Below are 22,395 nucleotides of genomic sequence, written 5' to 3' on the forward strand. Positions count from 1 at the left end.
ATGAGCGAAATGAAAAAATGTCCCGAATGTAATGCCGAAAATCCGATAGCTGCAAACTTTTGTCGCAAATGTCGATACGAGTTTTCAGAGGCGACTAAGAATGGTTTATCTCTTAAGCCTGAGATCAAATATTTTCGGATTAAGGAACTACAATATGTTATAGGTAGTAAAATCTACATTGAGTGGGATGCCGAAAATTATACCAAGATTGAACTGGCTGGCAAAGATGTAACATTGTATAAAGATGTAGAGCTGGTTGTTGAGAAGGCATTAGAACTTTACCTAATTGTATATAACGATTATGATTTGGTAAAACAATCAGTGAAGGTTGTACCATACTCATCTCCAAGCATCCGTCGTTTTTCTTCTTCTCACTCTAATATAAAGGCGGGCAAAACGACAAGACTATCTTGGAGTGTGGATTATGCTAAAAAGATTTTGCTTAAGTCTGATGTCGATGAGATAGATGTATCAATATTTACCGAATTAGAAGTAACTCCTACAAAAGATACAACATATACTCTTATTGTATTTGCAGTTGATGAACAAATATCAATTTCTAAGGAGATAACAATTAGAGTATTAAGAGAGGTTGCTATCAATGATTTCTCGTCAGATATGCCACACACCTTAGAGTCCCAACCCGTGGAGTTAAGATGGAACGTTGCAAATGCAGATAATATAATGCTCTATCCTAATGATATTGATGTTACCCAACAAACTTCCATCAAAGTATTCCCCAATAGGGCCATAACATATCGTTTGGTAGCAAGCAATGCGATATCAATTAAGGAGCAAATGTTAAGCGTTGGAGTACGCTCACTTCCGAAACTTGATGTCAAAGTATCAGACAGTTTATCAAGATTGCAAATTCCAAACTGCGAAATAGATTTAACCCCACTCATAACATCTATTAAAGAGACTGATTTGGATAGATGGATGCTCTCCCCAACGGAACAGGGTATTACAAAAAAGATGTTTGAAAAGGGACTTTGGAATAGATTGAAGAATATTTTATCCCTAAAGATAAAACTATAATGAATAGTGCTGATAAGTATATTACGAATGAGTACAAAGCCTTGTTGCACAATGCAACGGTGATTTTGAGCATCGTTTTATTTGCTATCATAGGTATAAATGCCATTCTTGCGATAATAGCACCTAGTTGGACAATAAGATTATTTGTTTCGATTGGTTTGATAATGAGCGTAGGATCTGTATGGCTGCTTTATACGTCAATTAAACATTTTATTGATTATAGAGACCATCTTGTAATCATAAAATGGATTGGAGCATTTCTATGTCTTTTAATTGGGCTATTGCCTGCAATGCTATATATCTATCTAAATTTAGATTGGACACTCTTATCCAACTACGGTAAGAAAGCAATTGACATTTATTGGTCAATTGAAAATATGATTTTGCCTTTGGCTTTTGGCATATTGGTAAGTCTGATATATTGGACATTAACGATACAATTATATAAGAAAAGTTATACTACATACTTGTGTATAAATAAAAAGGAAGAGATATATGGGAAATAAATTTCAAAGATTTCTGTGGACTGTTGCCGGAGCAGAATTGGATATTCTTGAAAAATGCAGAACAGACCATAAAAAGTTTTCTGCCATTGGTGCGACAATTCTGATGACTGCGTTTATTGCTTTTTGTGCGGGAACATCTGCAGCGTGGTATTTTACACAGAGCGGCGACGAATCTTCCGGAAGTTTAGGCTGGGCAATGCTGTTTGGTTTAATATGGTCTTTGTTGATTTTCTGTATCGACCGGAGTCTTGTCATTACATTAAAGAAAGATCCATCAGCCAAGAAACAGAAGTTCTGGGTACCCCTGCTCTCTCGTTCTGCATTGGCATGCATCATTGCTTTTATGGTATCGATTCCATTAGAGTTGGTTATTTTCGAGGATTTCATCGCAGAACAAAAATTCTTTTTTGATGAAAGTTCGGCTAAGGAACTATCAGAAAGTACACGTGCTCATAGAGAAGAAGGAGTTTTGAGTGGCGAGATTGATTTGTCTACTTCGACGATGAGCAGACTGGATAGCCTAAATATAGGTTTAAGGGGCAATGTCAGTTCATTGAATGCACAGATTCAGGCAGAGCGAAACAAATTGAATAAACCAACAACAAATACGTTTACAACTGCCCAGAACCAGTACAACAATTATAATAATCAGATCAATGCCACACAAAGGAATCTGGCGAATGCAAAGAACGCTATAGACTCTGCTATATATACTAGTGAAATAACTCGTCTAAAAGATTTAAGACGCCCACATTGGCGCACAATGGAAAATGAGAAGAAAGCATGGAATGATAAAATCAATAAAAGGATTAAAGAACTTGAAGGGGAACGCTCTATTGCAGAGGGACAGATTGCTCAAAATACCACGGACTATGTAAGGGAATCTGAACGTTTGGCTCATAATCGGGATACACGTGATTCTTTGGCTACTGAGAGAGGAAAGATTATTCAGGATTTTCGGCAGACATCAAATAAAGGAAATCACTTCATACAGAACTATCGTATTCTCGAATATGCAGTTTGGAAAAGAGATGCGAATGGAAATTTGCCTACTGAGTTATTCTTCTTGTGGATGATTCGCCTGCTGTTTTTTATTATTGAAATTCTTCCTACCGTAGTAAAGATTGTTACACCTGTCGGCTCTTATGATAGAATGATTCAAGCAGAAGAAAAACAGGTGATGGCATACCTTGAATCTGATGAGTATATGGAACGCATTCGTAACATGCATGATATTGAGTTGAAAACACGTGAAGAACAACTTCAAAAACAGCATCAGATAGAACTCGAATTGAAGAGTGATATTCTTGAAAAAGTTAAGAACGCTCAAATTGAGGTTGCTGATGCTACCATTGCCAAATGGAAAGATAGTGAGATGTCAAAGGTGAAACCGATTACACCTGAAACTGAAGAAGTATGAACAAAATAAAAATACCAAGAGCCTCATTCTCGTGGAAACGAGCATTGGGGATAACCAAACTTAAACAGAAAATTAGCCGTCAAACAAGCGTACCTATAACCAAGAATGGTATGGAACGCAAAATTGGCAGAACAATACTATATATGATATTCAAAAAATAAATAGATAATATGCCACACAAATGTAAAAAGTGTTTGCGGGAACTTCGTCCTTGGTCAAAGTTCAAGGATTTGAAATCAAAAGAGGGACTTGGTCTTGCTATTTGCGGTTCGATTATAAATGGTGTTGACCATTTTTGGTCTGGTGAATCGCGCTCTAATAAACAAAAAGCAGATTTTAGGACATTAGATTTGCACTATTGTGAGCATTGTAAGTCTTACTACATTGTGTGTCCGGAATGTGGTACCCTCAATCCTCTTTCAGAAATGCCCAATGAAACACGCACTTTAATCAGTTGTTCACGATGTCGTAAGCGTATATTGTATGCTGAAGGAGACTATTCTATGGGTGGAGGTTGATAATCATAGAAGCACCAGGATATGAAACTTAGAACTACAATAAAAGGATTAGATATTTCGGCCATTCTACATCCTAAGGACAAATCAACATTGGATAAATTGAGAAAAATTCCAGGATTTAAATCAATAGTTGATAAGACGGTCGGTAGCATAATGGAAAAGTATGCTGCAATTGAATATTCTGCGGAAGGTATAAATGTAACAGATAAAAGTTTACCGAATATACATAGACATGTTGTGGAGGCTTGTCGGTTACTTGAGATAAAAAATGTACCGGCCTGTTCAACTGACTGGGATTATGATATTTGCTCATTTTCCGTAGGAGAGCAAAAGCCGAGAATAATATTACAATCAGGAACTGTGGATTTGCTTTCTCCTGAAGAACTGTATTTTATGATTGGACACGAACTCGGACATATAAAATGCGGTCATAAATCATACCATATGTTTACAGAAGCAATGTATATGCCTATAGCGAACTCTGATCTGAATATATGGATGAGTTTAGTAAAAATGCCATTATTAAATTGGTATCGTATCTCTGATTTTTCGGCGGATCGTATAGGTCTATTATGTTGCCAAGACATAAATGTAGCTCTTACCACAATGATAAAAATGGCAGGTCTGCCGAAGAAATGCTATGGCCGGATTCATATAAAGTCTTTTATTCAGCAGGCAATGGATTTCAACAACAATCATTCGGGAATGATGGATAGTATAATTAAATATCTATCCATTAATGCGGCAGCTATGCCGTGGTTAGTTGTCCGAGCAGGAGAATTATGGAATTGGTATAGTTCAGGAGAATATGATAGAATCATCAAACGAGTATAACCACTAAATATTAAGTTATGTACACACAAGTAAATAATCAAGTAAGTTATGGTGGCATTCTTCCTATTCTTAATAATAATGTAATAAAGGAGGATAAGAAGAAAGCAGCTATCCAGGCTATGGGCATGGCTGCCTGTCAGGCAAAGTGTTTAAGATGCGGACATTGCTCGGCAAATAAATGTGGAAGAAGGAGTTAAGATTAATTCATATGCATATTCAGACCATTCGAGGAAACATCTATTCCTATTTGCGTAGAACGAATGAAATAGTAGGAGGAGTTGCGGATGAAAGTGATTATACCTGGCGTTTCAATCCTCTGAATCAGTTCAATACTATGTCTGAAATAGAAATGTTTATTATCGGTATAACAGAACAATGTAATCTCAGATGTACATATTGTTGCTATTCCGGAGACTATGTAAACAATCGTATTCACGGTAGTCATACATTAACAGGTAGAGACATTGATGTTATATATGATTTTATCCAACAGATAGCTGGGAATAGACGTTTACGCATTGCGTTTTATGGAGGTGAGCCGCTGTTGCAATACCAACTTATTCAATATGCAATAATAAGAGGGCGCGAGCGTTGGGGAAACAATGTGGATTTTTCTATCTCAACAAATGGTGTGTTGCTAAATAATGAAAAAATTGAATGGCTTTCAATAAATAGTGTAGAGTTGGCAATCTCAATCGATGGGACTAAAGTTTTTCATAATAAACATCGCGTTGACATCATGGGGAATGGATCATATGAAAGAGTTTATAGTGCATTGAGCCATATAAAAGAGACTTATCCTGAATATATTCCATGTGTGTTATTGCAAATGACATTGGTGGCATTTAGTGACATTATCCAAATTGCACGAGAATGGAATAGCGATGGATTGCTGAAAAGTTTCGTTCTTTCAAATATTCATGGATTATCCCCTAATTTTATCAATGGGGTAAAAACTGTTGACTACGAAGAGACAAAACAACTTTATCTACATATATTAGACGCATATGAGAAACATCAAGATTGGGTTGTTCTTAAAATCTTTTTGGATGAATGCCTCGCTTATTGGAAAGATCGTCCAATTATAGACGCAGGACAATCAGTACCAATGGCAACTTGTATGCCCATCAATTCAAAGATATATATTGACTCTCAAATGCAGATTGGGATATGTGAAAAAGTAGCCGATAAATATCGAATTGGGAATGTCAAGAATGGTATAGATTGGAAACGTGCAAATGAGATTGTAGAGGAATATTATCATAAGCGTGTTGAACGTTGTAAATATTGTCCAGCCATTCGAATGTGCGACATGTGTTTGACAGCAGTTGAATATTCGGATGAACAATGGGATATCTTGTGTCATAATGAACGGGTATATGCACAGATTTTCATGTTTTTATATTGCGAGATGGCAGAAAGAGGCCTGATAAAATGAATGCATATCCTAAAATACAAACGCATAGATGCGTATTGAGTTGTATCAATAATACTGACATTCCAATATTGCGGCAGATATTTGATGACGATGCGACCAAACGTTATCTCAGAGAATTGAATGATCTTGTTTCTTCAGAAGATGGCATAAAACAGTTCTTATATTCTTTTAGTTGTTATGTGACTCGTAATGAAGGCTTTCTTTGGGGGATTTATTTAAATGCTAAACTTGTGGGGTTTATAGCCATAATGGATATACTTGACAAACCGACGTTATTTTATGCTATGCATCCGGCTTACCGTTCACAAGGCATAATGAAAGAGTGCATCTTAGAAACAGTAAGCTTTATTTTGAAAAATTTGAGTTGTGATTTTATACAGAGTGAAGTCTACAAAGACAACGTTATATCTATTAAGCTTTTGCAATCAGCGAATTTTGAAATTATCGGTTCAGATAAAAATAAAGTATTCTTAAAAAGAATGATACAATCCGGCCAATGATAGATTTCACTCCTTTACATCATCAATAGAAAAAAAACGAAGTATGGGACTTTTTAGATCGACAAAGTTATTCTGTGATGTAGCACCTTATTCGGATACGGTTGCAAATAGTTTAATGTCTTCTTTGCGTTATGATGGATATGAAGTTGATGGGATTAAATTACCTTCAGGAGATTGGGATATTTCAATTAAGAAAGGAAATCTGTTTAAGGCGGTTTTAGGCTTGCAGACGGCTTTGAAAATCAGAATATCACCAGCTGTCCCACATGTATATGTGAAAGCGAGTGTCGGTATATTTGGTCAGCAAGCTATCCCTACGGCATTGACAGTATGTGTATGGTGGCCTTTTGCGATACCACAGCTTTGGGGAATGATACAACAAAACAAATTGGATAAACTGGTTATGGATAAGATTCAAAATGAATTTAATAGATTGGCCAGGTATCCGGTTGTTTCAAGAAATATAGATTAAATGAATTGTTATTACCATCCAACACGACCCGCTGTAGCCCAATGTGTAGATTGTCATAATTTGCACCGATGACATTCGTATGGTTTACATTTGAAGCCATATTTGGGCATTTCTTGATTAAACTTGCAATATCAATATTTTTAGGGTTCTTCATAACCCCGGTATATTTGATGTACTGCCTATATAAGATTGTTAGATTAACAATAAAAAGATAAAATGATATGAGTTGGAATATTTTGACAGATAGACAAAAGTCATTAGACCGTGCTATTGAGCAGTGTGGAGTTAAGTTGGATAACTCTGACGCCTGCTTTCGCAGAGTGATGAATGCTATCGGGGCAAGTGCATCAGAGTCATCGTTTGTGAGGCAGCGTATAGAACTTCGTCTGCGTACTGCTGCTTTACTCAATCAAACAGATGATTTTATCTCCAATACAGAGAAAATGCTTGATCAGTTTGAAAAGGATGATGAGGAGTGGCGCAGAAAAGGTCGTAAACTTGGATTTGATTTCTGAAGATAGAAATCCGAGTGTTCTTTTATCTATATAGTAAACTGAAATTTAAACATTGAATATATGGATATATTAAGCAACGTCTTTGGAAGTCCAGAACAACTCTGGCAATATATTAAACAATACGCTGTCAAGGCTGGAAGAGAGACCACGCGTACTGTTTTGGAATTATATTATGTGGTTAAAGCTCCCACGACACCGGTTGTAGACAAAGTAATTATCATTGGGGCGTTGGCATATCAGCTTTTGCCAAAGGATTTGTTGAGCCGAAACAAGTTCGGAATATTAGGTTTGGCAGATAATGTTGCGACTTTAGCAATTGCCTACAACCGCGTTAAGCATCGTGTGACACCTGAAATTAGAACACAAGTGGAAGATATATTGAATCAATGGTTTACACTTATTCCATAAATCGTAAGATTTATTTTCTTACAGAGATATATTTCGCTCGGATTACTACTCTATAAAAGAAAAGGGTTAGTAATTCGAGCGAAAAGTTTCTGTATAGTAACAATAAATAATATCCATATGAAGAAGGTAAAAGAAGTACGTGGACTGAAATGTCCCAACCACGATTACGTGAGAGACAACCACCATTTTATGTATGAGGAAACTTACCCTGGGGCAAGACCTCTGTCCGGCACAAAATGTATCAGATGTGGCTACACAATGTCGTTGCATAAACCACAGAAATAGTATGTGTAAACTTGTCTTCTATACCGGAGCCGGTATGAGCCGCGAGAGTGGATTACCCACTTTTCGTGGCAAAGGCGGTTTGTGGGATACGCTCAACATCGAGGCTGTAGCCGCACGCAGTTCGTGGTATTGTGGAAGACGAAGTGGCTGCAACGAACGGAGGCAGCGGATGCTCGATTTTTTCAATCTCATTCGCAGCTTGATTATGAAGAAAGGGCCTAACGAAGGACATTACATTATTGCAGAGTTGGAAGACGAGTACGAGGTGACAGTGATTACCCAGAATGGCGATGACTTTCACGAACGGGCAGGCTCAACGAATGTAATTCACCTCCACGGTGAAGCGTTGAAGAATGCTTCTACATTACATCCATATGAATCGTATGAGATTGACCATAACAATCCTGATATTCATATTGGTGATAAGGCACCCGATGGTTCACAGTTGCGACCTTATGTAATATTCTTCAACGAAGATATCGAACTACGGCTGTGGAAAGCGTCTGTAGAGGCAACAAAGCAAGCAAATGTTTTTATTGTAGTAGGCTCTACGATGTTGGTCTATCCAGCTGCAGAACTTTTGAAGATGATACCGCCAAAATGTGAATTATACATTATTGACCCTTCTGAGGTCGCATTGCCTGAGGGGTGCAACCGAGAATGTATCCATATCCAAAGCGGAGCAAGCCTCGGATTACAACAATTGAAAGCAACATTAAAACTTAAATAATATGAAAGCTGTAAGACCTATAAAGAGATTTCAGACTTCATTGAGAAGGAGTTTAAGATTCGACCCAAGTTCGCTACTGTTGATGAAAAAAGTTGCGAGGTGAGTTATAAACTCGGAGTCTTTATGTTCTATTATTTAAATAGGAACTTCAAAGAATACATCAAAGACAGCCATACAAGCTTTTAATTGGCTGAGGAAGATGGGGATCGAAATAGCATCTGTATACCTTGCGGGAGAAAACGATGAAAGCAATCAAGAAATATTTGAATTAGCAGTGAGCATGACTCGCTAATAGAAAAATAAATTATGAGTCAGCGATAATGTTGTTGAAAGATTTAAGAGCATAAGTGCTCTATTGTAAAGAACTTAAAATATTATATTGTGGGAGAGTATATTGAGTCGATTGAATGGTAAAATATATCTTATGCTGGGCAATCATATGTACAAACCGCATACTTATTTTGAATCATAGCCACGCATGAGGAAACCATTGAGCGGTTGCAATGTAAAATCCAAACCATGCAGAACGACCATCAGCGTGAACGGATGGAACTGGAAGCCAAGCACCTGTCGGAACTCAACCGCCGGGAGGCTGCGCATACGGAGGAAATCACGAGGCTCAAAAATCGGATTTCGTGGCAAAACCACATTATCGGCTGTCTCAGTTTCCTGCTGCTCAAAACAAGCGACATCTTCCGCAAGGCAGTACACGGCATTATCCGTCTGGCAAGGGATTATTACAAACCACGCTTTGATGCAGAACAGGTGTCGGACATCAAGAGTGCCCTTAACCTGTTCGGTGACGACAAACAGCCGCACCGTGCAGCCGGAGATTTCTTGTATATCACTGCCAAGCAAAAAGGAAATTTGGATAACCGGGAGCAAATCAAAGCCAGACGAGAAGTCGATAACGTGATGGAAGGGCAGTATGACCGACAACAGAAGAGAGGCTTTTCGATGAGAAGATAAAAGATAGCTTCACGAAGAAATACACTCAAAATACGGAGAGCTTATTGGTGTATAGTCAAATGAAAAGAGTAACTTTGTAAAAAATATATGTAGAATATGGCTAAAAATACAGACAGGCAAGATATTGAAAACTTTACGGATAGTTTTCGTGGTTATGTGCGGCATTGCTCCGCAAAATCAAGCAAAGGGTATTGGTTGCACAGCAAAGGGCAATCTATGCCGCCAATGAAGAGATGTTGCGGATGTATTGGGACATCGGCGAAATGTTACAACAAAGCCAAGACGCCGACGGTTGGGGCAAAAAGACCTTGCAACGGCTGGCTGTGGACTTGAGGAACGATTATACCGAGATAAAAGGTTGCTCCGTGCGCAATGTGCAGTGCATGATACAGTTTTTCAATGAATATAATCAGGAGCTTACGATAGTGAAAGAGACGGATGCTCCAATTACGCAATCAGTGATTGCGCAATTGGAAAAGTATAATTTTACTCTTCCCATCAAACATTTGGGCTGGACCCATAACCTGATACTCTTGCAGCAGGTCAAGGATGTTCGTGTCCGGTATTGGTACATGGTGCAGTGTATCACATCACATTGGAATACACGCTATTTACAAGAAGCCATCAGGCTTGATGATTATGGCAAACATGGGGCTTTGGTAAACAACTTCACGGAGACTTTGCCAATCCCGGAAGCAAACGATGTGAAATCCATGCTCAAAGACCCGTATATATTCGACATGTTGACTTTCACCGACCAATATAACGAGCGTGACGTGGAAATCGGTCTGGTAAAGCATGTGGAAAAATTCCTTGTAGAAATGGGTGCAGGTTTTGCCTTTATGGGACGACAATATCACATCAATGTGTCAGGCGATGATTACTATATTGACATATTGATGTACAATGCTTTCCTGCACAGGTATTTGGTGATTGAACTGAAAGACACGGAGTTCATGCCGGAGTATATCGGCAAGTTGAATTTCTACTGTTCTGCCGTGGATGACATTCTTTGCCGTGAAGGAGACAACCGTACTATCGGGCTATTGCTTTGCAAGAGCAAAGACCGCATTAAGGCTGAATATGCTTTGCGTGATATTCAGAAGCCTATTGGAATCTCCGACTATGAATTAGGACAAGCCTTACCAAGTGATTTCTGTGGTAGTCTGCCGTCCATTGAAGAAATTGAAAAAGAATTAGAGTCTGACAGCAATTTGTCAGTATAATGTCAGACAACTGTCAGTCAGTTTACAGCCCCGTTTCGGGAATTTTTGAGTAGTTTTACAGCCCAAATAAAACGATAAAAATCATGAGAAGAGTAAATGTCATTTTTCTGATGCTATGTTGTTTTTTATGTTCTGTGCCAGCATGGAGCCAGCATATTGTTAAAGGAATTGTCAAGGATGCGAAAGCACAACCTATCATCGGCGCAAATGTTATAGTGCGTTCTGTGCAGGATACTCTGAATTACAAAGGAGGTATTACCAATGAAAACGGACAATTCATAATCAAGGAAATAGAGGAAGGGAAATACAATATTGACATATTATTTATCGGTTATGCGGACTACCGACAGGAACTGACATTGAATCAATCCATTGATCTTGGAGAAATAATTTTGGCAGAAGATGCCATGCAATTGGATGAAGTCGTAATCACCACAAGCATGGTCAAAAGGTTTGCTGATAAAAAAGAATATAAACTTACCAACATAGAAAAAGAACAATACAGCAGCGCATTGGCGGCATTGGAACACTTGCCCAAAATACAGGTTATCGACCAGAATGTAAATTCGGTGGACGGAAAAGCTGTCAAGATTCTGATAAACGGCATACCGTCAACACCGACAGACCTTTCCGTTATCTCTCCGGAAAACATCTCTAAAATAGATTATTATACACAACCTCCCATACAATACTCTAACATGGGATTGGGTGCAGTCATCAATGTGGTGACCAAAGAAAGGCACAATGGAGGTGCGGTAGGTATCAACACCCAAAATGCCGTAACCACTGGTTTTGGCAACAATGTTGTCAACTTCAAATATAATTGGGGAAATTCGCAGATTGGTGTAACTTACAATATCAATTACAGGAACTACGACAAACGAGTATTGGATGAAGAAATGGCGTATTCGGTTGGAGGAGCTAATTATGAAAAGACAAAAAACGGACGTAACAGTCCGTATGCATACGAACAGCAGATGGCTGAAATCAGTTTCAACAATTCAAAAATTGACAACTATTTGTTTAGCGCAAAACTATCTTTCAATTCATTAAATCGCAGACGCTCCTCGATACAGGACATCATGTCAAGAATCAATGGCGTGGAAACTATTAAAACTGGCGAAAGTTCAGACAAAGACAAATACATCAATCCGGTTATGGATATGTATTTCAGCAAGTCATTCGGCTCCAAACATGAGCTTATAATGAATCTTGTCGGTACATACTACAAATCCGACTATGACTATGAATACAGAGAATTGCTGGAGGAGAAAACGGATTTTGAAACAGTAACGATAATAAATACAGACAAGTATTCGGTTATCGGAGAAGCACTGTATAACTATAAAATGAAGAAAGCAAACTTGTATGCAGGAACCAGATATATGTACAACAACAGCATTCAAAACAATTTGCCTTCAAACAACCGGATAACTACTAATGAAATCTACTCCTATTTGGGAATAACTGGAATGATGGGTGAAAAATTCAATTACAGTATAAGTGCAGGTGTAAACAACAACATTTTTACAACCATTGAAAATAAGACCTATAACTTCACCTATTTCCGCCCTCAGGTGAAATTAGGATATTTCATAAACGAAAGTTCAGACCTGATGTTCAATTATGAGGTAAATACAGAAAACCCGTCAGTGTCTTCATTGACTTACAATCCTTACTTCAAAGACCCCAATTATATATTCGCAGGAAATCCCAATTTGACACCGAGCAACAATCACGATTTCTCGCTGTCCTATTTCAAAGGCTTCAAGAAATTTGTAATCAATGCGGAAGTGAGATACTCATATACCAAAGATGCTATCGCTCCGATTTTCCAATCTGATGACACGAGTATCATCGAGACATTCGGCAATCTGGATAATGCACAGAGTATGAAAGCCAGCCTGTTTCTGCAATGGTATCCGTTTTCAAACAATATTCTACGGTTAAGACTGTACTCTGAGGTGTTCCACCAAACAAATAAATTGGGCGATTCAGAGTGGAATCATACGGGCTATTCGATAATACCCTCAGTGTATTTTGCATATAATAAATGGGGATTACAGTTGTTCTATCAGACTCAAAAGAAATCACTTGTCGGACAGACTATGGAAAATATTCCAAGCATGGCATCGGTAGAATTGTCTTATAAACCGATAAAGAATCTGACCATTACTGGAGGTATAAGATACCCGTTCTATGATTCATGGAAACAGGTTACATTCGTATCGGGAACGCCACTTCTACACCGGACAGAAACCGAAAGAATCACTAATAATGCCAATATGGTCTATATCAACCTCGTGTACAACTTTGCATTCGGAAAAAACAAATCCAATGTAAAATTGAAAATGCAAAATAAAGACAGGGATTCAGGGATATTGAACAGATATTGAATATATAGCCACTATTTCCGATGTCGAATATCAAAGTAACCAGTTGTTCTGCTAAATGAATAAAGGTCAAGTGTGGTAAACTGTGTTTGGGGCTGTTTCTTCATCCTCTGGAGAGTAAACAGCCCCAAACTTTTCTCCATTTCTTGGTTTGATATGACCATTCGGCAACGGAGACAAACGACCTACGAAATAGTTAGGTAAAAAGAAAGAATCAACAATGAAGATAATAGTTCTTAATTCGAGAACAGATTATGCACGTACTCCCATTTCTGAGGACTGTTATTTTAACAAAGGCAAGCTCGTAAGCGGCAGACTGCATTCTCTCCAAAATAATAGATTGGGGCTGCACTTCCTCTCGCTTTAATATATTGAGAAATCGGTAATACAATCGAAGATAAGGAATATCGAATAGATTAAACAAAATATAGTACCTTTACAGCGACTTAAACGATAAGCCAAAATTGAAGTGGAATATCAGAAGTAAATTGCATGGGAAAGAGAAGAAACCGCCAATACGAATGCTCTAAATGAGTTAATAATCAATAAAAGTGTTAAACCTTCACCCTTTAGAATGCGCAATTAAAGATTACGACCATATTTCAGATTTATTACTTACAAATTATTGAGTAACAACTGGTTGTAAATACATAGTGTCTAAACTACGTTCTGCCGTATTTCCAAAATCTTTAGAGAAGATAGGCTGCGAGGCTTTCTACCATAATGAATCCATGCGTAGAATAGAGTTTAATTCTATGGTAAGTATTGATGAAGCCGCTTTTGCTGGCCATCCGATTTTCCAAAGTGTAAAGAAACCGAAGGAGTTGGTTATTTCGGAAAATGTATTTGAGCAAAATACATCTTTGGATAAATTCGGTTTTTGGGATTAAATTGACTATAGGAGATAGGTATCCATATAGATAAGACTCTATATAAGAAACTAAAGCAAGAAAGAATATGTTGACGATTATTTGTATTACGATTTTGGCCTATTGGATTATGGGCAAAGAGATTGACTCACTGTTGAAGAAAGTGAAGAACTATGATTGGCGCGGTAAAATTAATGAATTGTATATCAAGATCCGGCCATATGCGCTGAAAGCCGGACGAACAGCAACCCGGCCGCTGTTACAGTTCTATTATGTGATGGTTGATGAAAAAACGACCACATTAGACAGGGTATTGATTTATGCTGCAATCATCTACACCGTATCTCCGGTAAGTTTGATACCAAGTGCCGTATATCGACTATTGGGTGTATTGGATGAAGGTGTCGCCGTTCTCTATGTGTATAAGAAGATAAAGGATAAGATTACACCTGAAATCAATGCCCAGGTTGAAGATACATTAAACGAATGGTTCGGAGTTGAGTATGAATTAATAGAAGGATGACTTATGACGAAAGCTATTATACCTTGGGATGAACTCAGTAGAATCGAGATGATGATAAAGCATATATTTGACTACTCGGAAACAATGCGTAATAGTCAAGCAAAGGATTTATGAGGACCGGAAGCATCAGGATATTATGAACACATCCATTTTCCTCTTACTGCACCTTGGAAAGAGGTCGTAGAAGTTATAGAAAGCAGCCATTATTCTCATACAGCATATGTCCGGTTAACGGATAAAGATTTCAAAATCCCTAACCCGGATGATTTGAGAAAAGAAAGTGAGAGCAAAAGGAACCTCCCTCTTTGGTATAGCTTTAGATTTGATAATGAATATTGTGCTTTCTTGGTATGGTGTGAGAAAATGTTGAGCAATTCCAGACCTAAACAACTAGATTTGGAACTATATGATGAAAAGACTCTTGTTTGTAGGATTTGTGTGGAAGAAGGTGACCGAGGTGGTAATAGATATTGAAATTAAAAGCATAGCTACAATGGAAAATAAAGTAATGAATGATATATGCAAAGATGATTATCTTATCGATGATCGTGGTAAAAATGGAGTACGGGAATTTAAAGGTGAATGGATTCGATTTGGTAACGGTAATTACACGGAAGTTTTGGTACAAATAGCTTAAAGTATAAACAGTATGAAGATTTTATATATACATGGACTTTCCTCATCCGGTAATTCTGGAACGGCAGAGCATTTGCGCCGCCTATTGCCAAATGACACCATCTTTTCTCCAGACCTTCCTATTGAGCCAATGGTGGCATTGGAGATGTTGAAAAGACTTGTAAAAGAAGAGAAGATAAATCTCGTAATCGGTACCTCCATGGGAGGAATGTTTGCCCAAAAACTTCAAGGTACATATAAGATTTTGGTAAATCCATCTCTTCATGTGTCACGATCAATGCGGTGTAAATTAGGCATCAACAGATTCTTCAGTGAAAGGCAGGATGGTATTTCTGAATATGAAATTACACCGGAGTTATGTGACCGTTACGAAGAACTTGAGCAAACACAATGTATGGCTTATTCAGGTGAGGAGAGAGATAATACGATTGCACTATTTGGTATAGGTGATGATACGGTAAATTGCCGTGAAGAGTATTGTGAGCATTATATTAAATATTTTTCATTTCCCGGGGGGCATCGATTAACGGAGGATGTCATTCGAAAGTATGTGTTGCCGATTATCGAACAGCAACGTATTATCTTGAATGAAGTAGCTGCTATCCAATCACGAATTGCTACCAGTCCGCTTTCCTGCGAAATTATTTCAGATAAAGATGTGATTGAGCGGATATACTATTCCAAATTTCGGGATTTAGAAAAAATGGTCTGCAGCGATCCTTTAAAACTTTGTTATTTACGGATGTTATGTAATAATTATACCGCGATTTATGCACGTGTAGAAGATGGCAATCATGAAACATTGTTGCATAAATTAGAAACAGAATTGATAAAGAACAGTGATAGGTGTAGATACTTGTTGGTTTCCACACAACATGCAACCAATTTCGAACAGATTGGATATGAGAAATTTTTACAAACATATTCCAACTTCCTTTTCGGTATAGTTGGTTGCAGTAATACCGAGAAAATAGAACATATAATTTCATATGATAACGCCTTTCCTGAAAATACAATTGAGACTTTCATTATTATAGGTATAGGCAAGCATCAAAGTTAGAAAAAGAAAATAAAAATGGAGGCGACAGAAGATAGATAAATTAAGAAAATGTACTCTATAAGTAAAAAATAAACAGTAATAATTATGAGTGTATTATAATCTAAGGATATATGAAGAAAAAAATGGAGAACTTTAAATCTCATTTCAAGATAACAGATAACAAAGATGTCATAGCCTGTGGTATCCCGGCTTTGGATGGTGATAATCACGGCCGGGACTTAGGTAACGATATCGCCGCTTTCTGGGGAAAAGGCAAAACTTTCATACTTGTTAATATGCGGACCGGCAAACTACGTGAATTCGTAAATGCGGACGGGCAGCTCTTGGTTGAAGATAAAGACATCGATTATGATAGTATCCATCGACATCACAATCACTATCATTGTTGTGTTGACTGTAAACGTGTAGAATTCGGATTCAATCGTTACAATGATTTTAAAAACGGACTTTGTGCTCTTGTTTGGACAACCTATCCCGATGGTCGTTACTTTGCGAATGAGGATGGATTCGGTATGGAAGACAATGACGAGGAGAAAGTTTATTGTATCATCAATACAAACCTTGAAATTATCGTTCCGTTTCAACCGATGGATGATGTGAAAAGTGTGTTGCGAAGCGTAAATTCTTTTTTTAAACGATAAAATTTGATTGAAACGGGTTACCTCTTGTATTCTTTTATCATAAAACATTGAAATTAATTTTAGATAGCAAAGTATACTTTTAGATAACACGAATTGAAATGATATCGGCATTGTTAATAGAGAGGGACGCATGATACGGTTGCCATCGCTGCTTTGCTTAGTGATACACTCACTTCTGTGAGAATAGAATAATTTTAAAAATAAGTGATTATGGAAAAGTTTGACTACAAAGGAAAAATTCAGGTTTATGGCGCGATGTTTGACGGTGTAAACGACATCATTCTGCATGCATTGAAGGGTATTTCAAAAGATGGTGTGTATGTGGGAGAAGAATCTCAACGTTATCCGTGTTTCGATAGTGAGGACTATGCATCTGAAAGTCGTTATTATTGGAATTTTGTTTTTGCCAAGAGTAAAACCGAGTTAAAGGATAGAATGCAAAAGCTTAAGGCAATGCCGGTAATTGGTAGTAACTTTAAGAAACTTAATAACGAATTGCATCCGATGGGGTATTGGGGAGGTGACACTAACTATCCTGTAGAAATGACAACGGAAGAAACCAAAACGTTTGAAAAAGTCACTTTTAAGGAGATAGGTAAACTTGATATGGTTATTGCTTTCGATACGACCGGTTCGATGGCGGCTTATATTGAAGCAGTACGTAGCGAAGTGGCGGATCTCGTACCCCGTCTCTTTAAGGAAAATGACGATTTACGGCTTGGTATCGTCGCTTTTGGGGATTATTGCGACATGAAGAGTGCCCACGAATTTGGCGATGCTTATCAGTGTATGACGTTAACCAATAATGAGAATGATCTTATCAAATTTATTCGTGAGACTAAAAATACGAGCGGGGGTGATGGTGATGAATTTTATGAATTGGTTATCAAGAAAATCGTTGAAGAGACTCCCTGGCGTGAGAATTCCACACGAGCGATATTGCTTATCTCGGATGCGGATCCCCATCCTTTGGGTTATACCTATGAGAATTATGTGGTGGGTAACCAGATAGATTGGCGGAAAGAAGCAGAGAAAGCAGCTCGAAAAAAGATAAAGATTGATACGGTAACCATCACTAATGCCGCATGGTACAAAGAGTTGTCTGCAATGACCAACGGTATCAGCGTCCCGTTTGAAACCGGTAATAAGACGGCACGGTTGGTTGAAGCTGCTACAATGGCTCGTGGGTCTGTGATGTCTCGTGCGAAATTCGATGAACTTGCAGATAACTGTGAGGACGAAGAAATGCGACAGGTATTCTGCTCTTACTCAAAAGAACGGAATGACATTTGAATGGTAATGCGATTGAGAAGTAAAAGCTCTACATATTGGCAATTTTAATACTCTTTTTGTCTGTGCTTGCAACAGTACAGACAAAAAGAGTACTAATCATTGGTTTGGGTACACAAGAAGATGCGAGTTAAGGAAAATAAATGGTGATAAGAACGTACTGTTGCTAAAAAATATATTGATAGAAGCCGGATATAATAGCATATCTACACTTGTGAATGAGCAAATGACAAAATCCAGGATAACAGTATCTTTCAGTCAATTTAATTCTGAAAGATTGGAATAATAAGAAATTTCAATACAAACAGAAAATCATATAGGCAGGAAAATATACCACTCCTTCTTTTACGATCAGATTCTTGGGATGAATCACATAACTTTCTCCTATACGCACTTTCGCTGAATCAGGTGAGCGAACGAATAGTGTATTTGTTGTTAGATTTAATATTTTCTGCAATACGCAAATTTATAGTACTATAAATACCCTGTAATACGCACTTTTGAAAATTGAATTTTTACCTGCAATGCGCACTTTTATCTATATATTTTGCACCAGGAAAAATAATTCCGAAAGATTACAGCAACAAGAAATAGCCCGAAAGGATTTTTTAATAAAAACCGATAAACTCTGATAGATTAAGGTTACTTTTTATACTCTATAATCATAAAGATATATAATCAATAACATTTTAAAGAATATACAATTATGGAAGAGGTAAAAACAGAAAACAAAGTAGTAAAGACACAGGTATATAATATGGTTATAATTTAAAAATATAGAGTACGATGAAAAAGATTATGAAAGTATTGGGAAAGGTTTTGGGAGCGATTGCCGTTTTATGTCTTTGCATAATAACCGTTCTTGTGGTTAAGGTGTATAATAAGGAAAGTCGCGTTCGCGAATACGAGGGTGAATTGTATAGTAGTGAGTGCCGTTCAATTTCTTATAGTGACGGCACATATGGCATTAAAAATCTTCGAACCGGTGAAATAACACTAAAAGGGATAACTTGGATGTTTGCATCGGAGGCTTATACGGATTCGCTGGTCATTTATTCGAAAAATTATAGAAGAGGGTATTTTAACCGTTTTACAGGAGAAGCGGTTATTCCGGAACAATATACTCATGCCTGGATATTTTCGGAAGGATTGGCCGCGGTGGTCAAAGAGGATAAAGTAGGATTTATCGATCGTCGGGGGGAGGTTGTTATTGATTTTCAATATCCGTATCTGAAAGATAATGACCGGCGTGTGGACTTTGTATTTCATGAGGGATATTGCAGCATGTACGACGAGGAGGGTAAATGCGGTATTATAAATAATAAAGGTGAATGGGTCGTAAAGCCGCAATATGACTATGTCCAGAATCCATTGTACGGGAAGAGGGTTTTTATACAAGATGGTAAGTATGGACTAATGGATGATTCGCTTCACATCGTAATACCTGCTGAATATAGGTATATTACGCAGACTTCGGATTATGCAATCGTCTCCAGGTGGGATGAATCGCGAATGCAGATGTCATATAAGGGAGAGATTCTCAATCCGATGTTGTATGATATGATTGATCGGTTGGATTATTCTACGGGCAAATACTTTGACGATGGTACCGAAATAATGGCATCGACCGGGTTGTATTGTTATACGGTCGGTAATTGTCGTGGCTTGATGGACGAAAAGGGGAAACTTGTTACTCCGCCTGATTATAGTGGCATTTATGCAGTGAATAAACATTTATTTAGAGCCACATTGTTTGACAGACAGTCGGATGTACTTTTGAATGAAAAGGGAGAAGTGGTAAAATCTTGAGCTTACAGTTTGATACAATACGAATAGTGTATTGCTTGAATTGGAAAATGGAGTATGAACAAATTGGAACCAACAAGATAAAACAATGAAAGAGCAGCGTAAAGAAGATGTATTCATTATGGAATACTTAACTAATATAGCGAAAGACCAGGATAATATATTCCTGTCTTCTACAATGACCGGAAATATACAATTATTGCGTTTGGAACATATCGGCTATTTTCGTTATAACTCCGTGAACAGGTTGTGGGAAGCTGCCTTATGTAATCATCGTTCTTTGGCATTGAAAAGAACGACAAATGCAGAAAAAATATTGAGCTACCATCCTCATTTGATCCAAATCAGCCAGTCAATGATTATAAATGTGAGTTATCTGGTTTTGATAAAGGGAAATAATTGTATGATGCTTCCACCATTCGATAAAGCGGAGGATTTACAAATTAGTAAATCATTTATGAAGAAACTGATGGAAAAATATCCGAATATCTGATGAACAGGAGAAAAAATGACTTTAATTATTCCCGTCTTTGTGAAATCGTATCCCGATTGAACACTAGACTTCTGGAGATTGTGAAACGGGATAGGAAAGGGCTTATTTCTGATAAGGAGATTGTGTTGGTGGAGAAGAATGAAGAGATGGAGGATTGTTATAACTCTCTTTCTTTTCAGTACATTAGAGAAGTTAAAAGAGGAGGATATTGCTTGGTTTGCATTAATATTGAATTTACCGGAGAGAGAAACTCATCTTCGAACTGTTTTGTGGGTACTCCTAACCAGATAAGAAGACAATTCTCTTTTAAGAAAGGAGAGCAGTTCGTACGGGATTTTGTTGACAGGATGATTTATGAATGTCTGCGAATAGAAAAATTGAATGAAGTTCATGAAACAGTTTAATCTGAGAAGCGTAAAAAAGTCAGTGAGAAAGCTATTTATATGAATCGTTATTCGGACAATGAACCATATATGGCATCCGATAGAGGATTTGTTGTATAGCAATTACCATCTCTCTTTTTGCCTATAGGGAAGAATAACAGTTTTATTTATATATTTGTATCCCGATTCCATTTGGTTTTTAACAGGAACTTTTTCGGAAGACCGACTGTTATACTTAATATCTGACAAACAGAAGAGAAAGGAACACTATGACAGTAAAAAACAGAGAAATAGAGATACGCACTGTAAATGTAACCAGATACATCATGCCTTTGCGTGAAGGAGGTTCGTTGCCTGCACTTGCCGAAGCGGACGACGGATTCAAATACGTTGTGAAGTTTCGGGGAGCCGGACATGGGACAAAAGCCCTTATAGCCGAGCTGATAGGCGGGGAGGTGGCGCGTGCCTTGAAACTGCGTTTACCGGAGATTGTCTTTTTAAATCTGGATGAAGCTTTCGGCCGTTCGGAAGGGGATGAGGAGATACAAGACCTCCTGCAGGGAAGCCGTGGATTGAACTTAGGATTGCATTTTCTTTCGGGAGCATTACCTTTCGATCCTGTAGTGACCAGAGTGGATGCTAAGTTGGCCTCACAGGTAGTATGGATGGATGCTTTGCTGACCAATGTAGATCGTACGGCAAAAAATACGAATATGTTGATGTGGCACAAAGAATTGTGGCTGATAGATCATGGAGCATCTTTGTTTTTCCATCATTCGTGGGTAAACTGGAGGAAGCATGCGCTCAGTCCTTTTACACAGATAAAGGAGCATGCCTTGCTGGCCGAAGCGAGTGAGTTGGAGGAAGCGGATAGAATATGCAAAGAGATATTGACTGATGAAAAGCTTCGTGAGATTGTGGAACTGATACCCGATGACTGGTTGCATTGGAGAGATAAGGAGGAAACTCCCCAAGATATACGAGATATTTATTTTCAATTTCTAACAGAAAGGATACATCATTCCGAAATATTTGTAAAAGAAGCAGAGGATGCCAGAAAAACACTTATATGAATATGCAGTAATCCGCATTGTACCGAAAGTGGAACGCGAAGAGTTTATCAATGTGGGGGTTATTCTGTTTTCCAAGCAGGCTAACTTTATAAAGATGCGCTATGCTATTAATGAAAACAGGTTGAGAGTCTTCTCTCCGGAGTTGGATATAGACGATTTTCGTGAACATATGGAGGCTTTCAGTAAGGTCTGTTCCGGTCATAAAACGGGAGGAACAATTGCTGCATTGGATATTCCGGAGCGATTTCGCTGGCTGACAGCTATGAGAAGTTCGTGTATCCAGACTTCCCGTCCGCATGTAGGTTTTTCTGTTGACTTGGAGGAAACACTGGACAAGCTATTTAATGAATTGGTACTTTAATTGATCAT

At 37.9% G+C, this 22,395-nt stretch carries 23 protein-coding genes and 2 pseudogenes; all 25 read left to right on the forward strand.

Going from position 1 to position 22,395, the window contains the following annotated elements:
- Positions 1-1,038: a zinc ribbon domain-containing protein gene (locus tag QVP90_RS16390; protein WP_005932485.1), complete on the forward strand. Its 1,038-nt coding sequence runs from the start codon at positions 1-3 to the stop codon at positions 1,036-1,038.
- Complete coding sequence (locus QVP90_RS16395; protein WP_007480729.1) at positions 1,038-1,544, forward strand: hypothetical protein; 507 nt, start codon at positions 1,038-1,040, stop codon at positions 1,542-1,544. Before QVP90_RS16390 ends, QVP90_RS16395 begins: the two co-directional genes overlap by 1 nt.
- Positions 1,534-2,964: a DUF4407 domain-containing protein gene (locus tag QVP90_RS16400; RefSeq protein WP_021937030.1), complete on the forward strand. Its 1,431-nt coding sequence runs from the start codon at positions 1,534-1,536 to the stop codon at positions 2,962-2,964. The genes QVP90_RS16395 and QVP90_RS16400 overlap by 11 nt, the downstream gene beginning before the upstream one ends.
- A gap of 539 nt (positions 2,965-3,503) precedes the next feature.
- Complete coding sequence (locus QVP90_RS16405) at positions 3,504-4,316, forward strand: M48 family metallopeptidase (protein WP_005932475.1); 813 nt, start codon at positions 3,504-3,506, stop codon at positions 4,314-4,316.
- A 17-nt stretch (positions 4,317-4,333) separates the two neighbouring features.
- The gene (locus QVP90_RS16410; RefSeq protein WP_005932473.1) at positions 4,334-4,513 is read left to right on the forward strand and encodes a hypothetical protein; all 180 of its coding nucleotides are present in this window, start codon (positions 4,334-4,336) and stop codon (positions 4,511-4,513) included.
- An 11-nt stretch (positions 4,514-4,524) separates the two neighbouring features.
- Positions 4,525-5,754 carry a radical SAM protein gene (locus QVP90_RS16415; protein ID WP_005932471.1) on the forward strand — a complete coding sequence of 410 codons (1,230 nt, stop codon included), beginning with the start codon at positions 4,525-4,527 and terminating at the stop codon, positions 5,752-5,754.
- A complete protein-coding gene (locus tag QVP90_RS16420) occupies positions 5,751-6,254 on the forward strand; it encodes a GNAT family N-acetyltransferase (protein WP_021937031.1) in 504 nt (167 codons plus the stop codon). The genes QVP90_RS16415 and QVP90_RS16420 overlap by 4 nt, the downstream gene beginning before the upstream one ends.
- 43 nt (positions 6,255-6,297) lie before the next feature.
- On the forward strand, positions 6,298-6,726 hold the full coding sequence (locus tag QVP90_RS16425; RefSeq protein ID WP_005932465.1) for a hypothetical protein: 429 nt from the start codon (positions 6,298-6,300) through the stop codon (positions 6,724-6,726).
- Positions 6,727-6,947: 221 nt separating this feature from the next.
- Positions 6,948-7,241: a hypothetical protein gene (locus tag QVP90_RS16430; protein ID WP_005932463.1), complete on the forward strand. Its 294-nt coding sequence runs from the start codon at positions 6,948-6,950 to the stop codon at positions 7,239-7,241.
- 60 nt (positions 7,242-7,301) lie between these two features.
- Positions 7,302-7,649: a YkvA family protein gene (locus QVP90_RS16435; protein WP_005932460.1), complete on the forward strand. Its 348-nt coding sequence runs from the start codon at positions 7,302-7,304 to the stop codon at positions 7,647-7,649.
- Between the two features lie 286 nt (positions 7,650-7,935).
- Positions 7,936-8,664: an SIR2 family NAD-dependent protein deacylase gene (locus tag QVP90_RS16440; RefSeq protein WP_007480735.1), complete on the forward strand. Its 729-nt coding sequence runs from the start codon at positions 7,936-7,938 to the stop codon at positions 8,662-8,664.
- A 468-nt stretch (positions 8,665-9,132) separates the two neighbouring features.
- A pseudogene (locus QVP90_RS16445) lies at positions 9,133-9,633 on the forward strand (mobilization protein); the annotation flags it as partial.
- A gap of 96 nt (positions 9,634-9,729) precedes the next feature.
- Positions 9,730-10,859: pseudogene (locus QVP90_RS16450) on the forward strand (PDDEXK nuclease domain-containing protein).
- Between the two features lie 83 nt (positions 10,860-10,942).
- Entirely contained in the window at positions 10,943-13,255 is a 2,313-nt protein-coding gene (locus QVP90_RS16455) for a TonB-dependent receptor (protein ID WP_021937033.1), read from the forward strand.
- A gap of 650 nt (positions 13,256-13,905) precedes the next feature.
- On the forward strand, positions 13,906-14,142 hold the full coding sequence (locus QVP90_RS16460; RefSeq protein WP_007480744.1) for a leucine-rich repeat protein: 237 nt from the start codon (positions 13,906-13,908) through the stop codon (positions 14,140-14,142).
- Positions 14,143-14,209: 67 nt separating this feature from the next.
- Positions 14,210-14,644 carry a YkvA family protein gene (locus QVP90_RS16465; RefSeq protein WP_005932439.1) on the forward strand — a complete coding sequence of 145 codons (435 nt, stop codon included), beginning with the start codon at positions 14,210-14,212 and terminating at the stop codon, positions 14,642-14,644.
- 406 nt (positions 14,645-15,050) lie between these two features.
- Positions 15,051-15,281, forward strand: coding sequence for a hypothetical protein (locus tag QVP90_RS16470; RefSeq protein WP_005932433.1), 231 nt, complete (start codon positions 15,051-15,053; stop codon positions 15,279-15,281).
- Between the two features lie 12 nt (positions 15,282-15,293).
- Positions 15,294-16,340 (forward strand): YqiA/YcfP family alpha/beta fold hydrolase, encoded by a 1,047-nt coding sequence (locus QVP90_RS16475; protein WP_005932431.1) that lies wholly within the window; start codon positions 15,294-15,296, stop codon positions 16,338-16,340.
- 110 nt (positions 16,341-16,450) lie between these two features.
- A complete protein-coding gene (locus tag QVP90_RS16480; protein WP_005932429.1) occupies positions 16,451-16,981 on the forward strand; it encodes a hypothetical protein in 531 nt (176 codons plus the stop codon).
- 210 nt (positions 16,982-17,191) lie between these two features.
- Entirely contained in the window at positions 17,192-18,274 is a 1,083-nt protein-coding gene (locus QVP90_RS16485; RefSeq protein WP_005932427.1) for a vWA domain-containing protein, read from the forward strand.
- A gap of 783 nt (positions 18,275-19,057) precedes the next feature.
- On the forward strand, positions 19,058-20,080 hold the full coding sequence (locus QVP90_RS16490) for a WG repeat-containing protein (RefSeq protein WP_005932425.1): 1,023 nt from the start codon (positions 19,058-19,060) through the stop codon (positions 20,078-20,080).
- A 118-nt stretch (positions 20,081-20,198) separates the two neighbouring features.
- Positions 20,199-20,570 (forward strand): transcriptional regulator, encoded by a 372-nt coding sequence (locus QVP90_RS16495; RefSeq protein WP_044094032.1) that lies wholly within the window; start codon positions 20,199-20,201, stop codon positions 20,568-20,570.
- The gene (locus tag QVP90_RS16500) at positions 20,570-20,974 is read left to right on the forward strand and encodes a hypothetical protein (protein ID WP_005932369.1); all 405 of its coding nucleotides are present in this window, start codon (positions 20,570-20,572) and stop codon (positions 20,972-20,974) included. Before QVP90_RS16495 ends, QVP90_RS16500 begins: the two co-directional genes overlap by 1 nt.
- A gap of 269 nt (positions 20,975-21,243) precedes the next feature.
- Positions 21,244-22,026: a HipA family kinase gene (locus QVP90_RS16505; protein WP_044094033.1), complete on the forward strand. Its 783-nt coding sequence runs from the start codon at positions 21,244-21,246 to the stop codon at positions 22,024-22,026.
- Complete coding sequence (locus QVP90_RS16510) at positions 22,004-22,387, forward strand: DUF3037 domain-containing protein (protein WP_021937034.1); 384 nt, start codon at positions 22,004-22,006, stop codon at positions 22,385-22,387. Before QVP90_RS16505 ends, QVP90_RS16510 begins: the two co-directional genes overlap by 23 nt.
- The last annotated feature ends 8 nt before the right edge of the window (positions 22,388-22,395 follow it).

Source organism: Bacteroides sp. CAG:189, from assembly GCF_000432295.1.
Taxonomy (GTDB): domain Bacteria; phylum Bacteroidota; class Bacteroidia; order Bacteroidales; family Bacteroidaceae; genus Bacteroides; species Bacteroides salyersiae.

Coding starts and splice junctions, on each gene's coding strand:
- QVP90_RS16405 (WP_005932475.1), top strand. CDS start 3,504: ATGAAACTTAGAACTACAATAAAAGGATTAGATATTTCGGCCATTCTA.
- QVP90_RS16430 (WP_005932463.1), top strand. CDS start 6,948: ATGAGTTGGAATATTTTGACAGATAGACAAAAGTCATTAGACCGTGCT.
- QVP90_RS16470 (WP_005932433.1), top strand. CDS start 15,051: ATGATGAAAAGACTCTTGTTTGTAGGATTTGTGTGGAAGAAGGTGACC.
- QVP90_RS16480 (WP_005932429.1), top strand. CDS start 16,451: ATGAAGAAAAAAATGGAGAACTTTAAATCTCATTTCAAGATAACAGAT.
- QVP90_RS16390 (WP_005932485.1), top strand. CDS start 1: ATGAGCGAAATGAAAAAATGTCCCGAATGTAATGCCGAAAATCCGATA.
- QVP90_RS16420 (WP_021937031.1), top strand. CDS start 5,751: ATGAATGCATATCCTAAAATACAAACGCATAGATGCGTATTGAGTTGT.
- QVP90_RS16415 (WP_005932471.1), top strand. CDS start 4,525: ATGCATATTCAGACCATTCGAGGAAACATCTATTCCTATTTGCGTAGA.
- QVP90_RS16395 (WP_007480729.1), top strand. CDS start 1,038: ATGAATAGTGCTGATAAGTATATTACGAATGAGTACAAAGCCTTGTTG.
- QVP90_RS16495 (WP_044094032.1), top strand. CDS start 20,199: ATGGAATACTTAACTAATATAGCGAAAGACCAGGATAATATATTCCTG.
- QVP90_RS16475 (WP_005932431.1), top strand. CDS start 15,294: ATGAAGATTTTATATATACATGGACTTTCCTCATCCGGTAATTCTGGA.
- QVP90_RS16435 (WP_005932460.1), top strand. CDS start 7,302: ATGGATATATTAAGCAACGTCTTTGGAAGTCCAGAACAACTCTGGCAA.
- QVP90_RS16400 (WP_021937030.1), top strand. CDS start 1,534: ATGGGAAATAAATTTCAAAGATTTCTGTGGACTGTTGCCGGAGCAGAA.
- QVP90_RS16455 (WP_021937033.1), top strand. CDS start 10,943: ATGAGAAGAGTAAATGTCATTTTTCTGATGCTATGTTGTTTTTTATGT.
- QVP90_RS16485 (WP_005932427.1), top strand. CDS start 17,192: ATGGAAAAGTTTGACTACAAAGGAAAAATTCAGGTTTATGGCGCGATG.
- QVP90_RS16500 (WP_005932369.1), top strand. CDS start 20,570: ATGAACAGGAGAAAAAATGACTTTAATTATTCCCGTCTTTGTGAAATC.
- QVP90_RS16440 (WP_007480735.1), top strand. CDS start 7,936: ATGTGTAAACTTGTCTTCTATACCGGAGCCGGTATGAGCCGCGAGAGT.
- QVP90_RS16425 (WP_005932465.1), top strand. CDS start 6,298: ATGGGACTTTTTAGATCGACAAAGTTATTCTGTGATGTAGCACCTTAT.
- QVP90_RS16490 (WP_005932425.1), top strand. CDS start 19,058: ATGAAAAAGATTATGAAAGTATTGGGAAAGGTTTTGGGAGCGATTGCC.
- QVP90_RS16510 (WP_021937034.1), top strand. CDS start 22,004: ATGCCAGAAAAACACTTATATGAATATGCAGTAATCCGCATTGTACCG.
- QVP90_RS16410 (WP_005932473.1), top strand. CDS start 4,334: ATGTACACACAAGTAAATAATCAAGTAAGTTATGGTGGCATTCTTCCT.
- QVP90_RS16465 (WP_005932439.1), top strand. CDS start 14,210: ATGTTGACGATTATTTGTATTACGATTTTGGCCTATTGGATTATGGGC.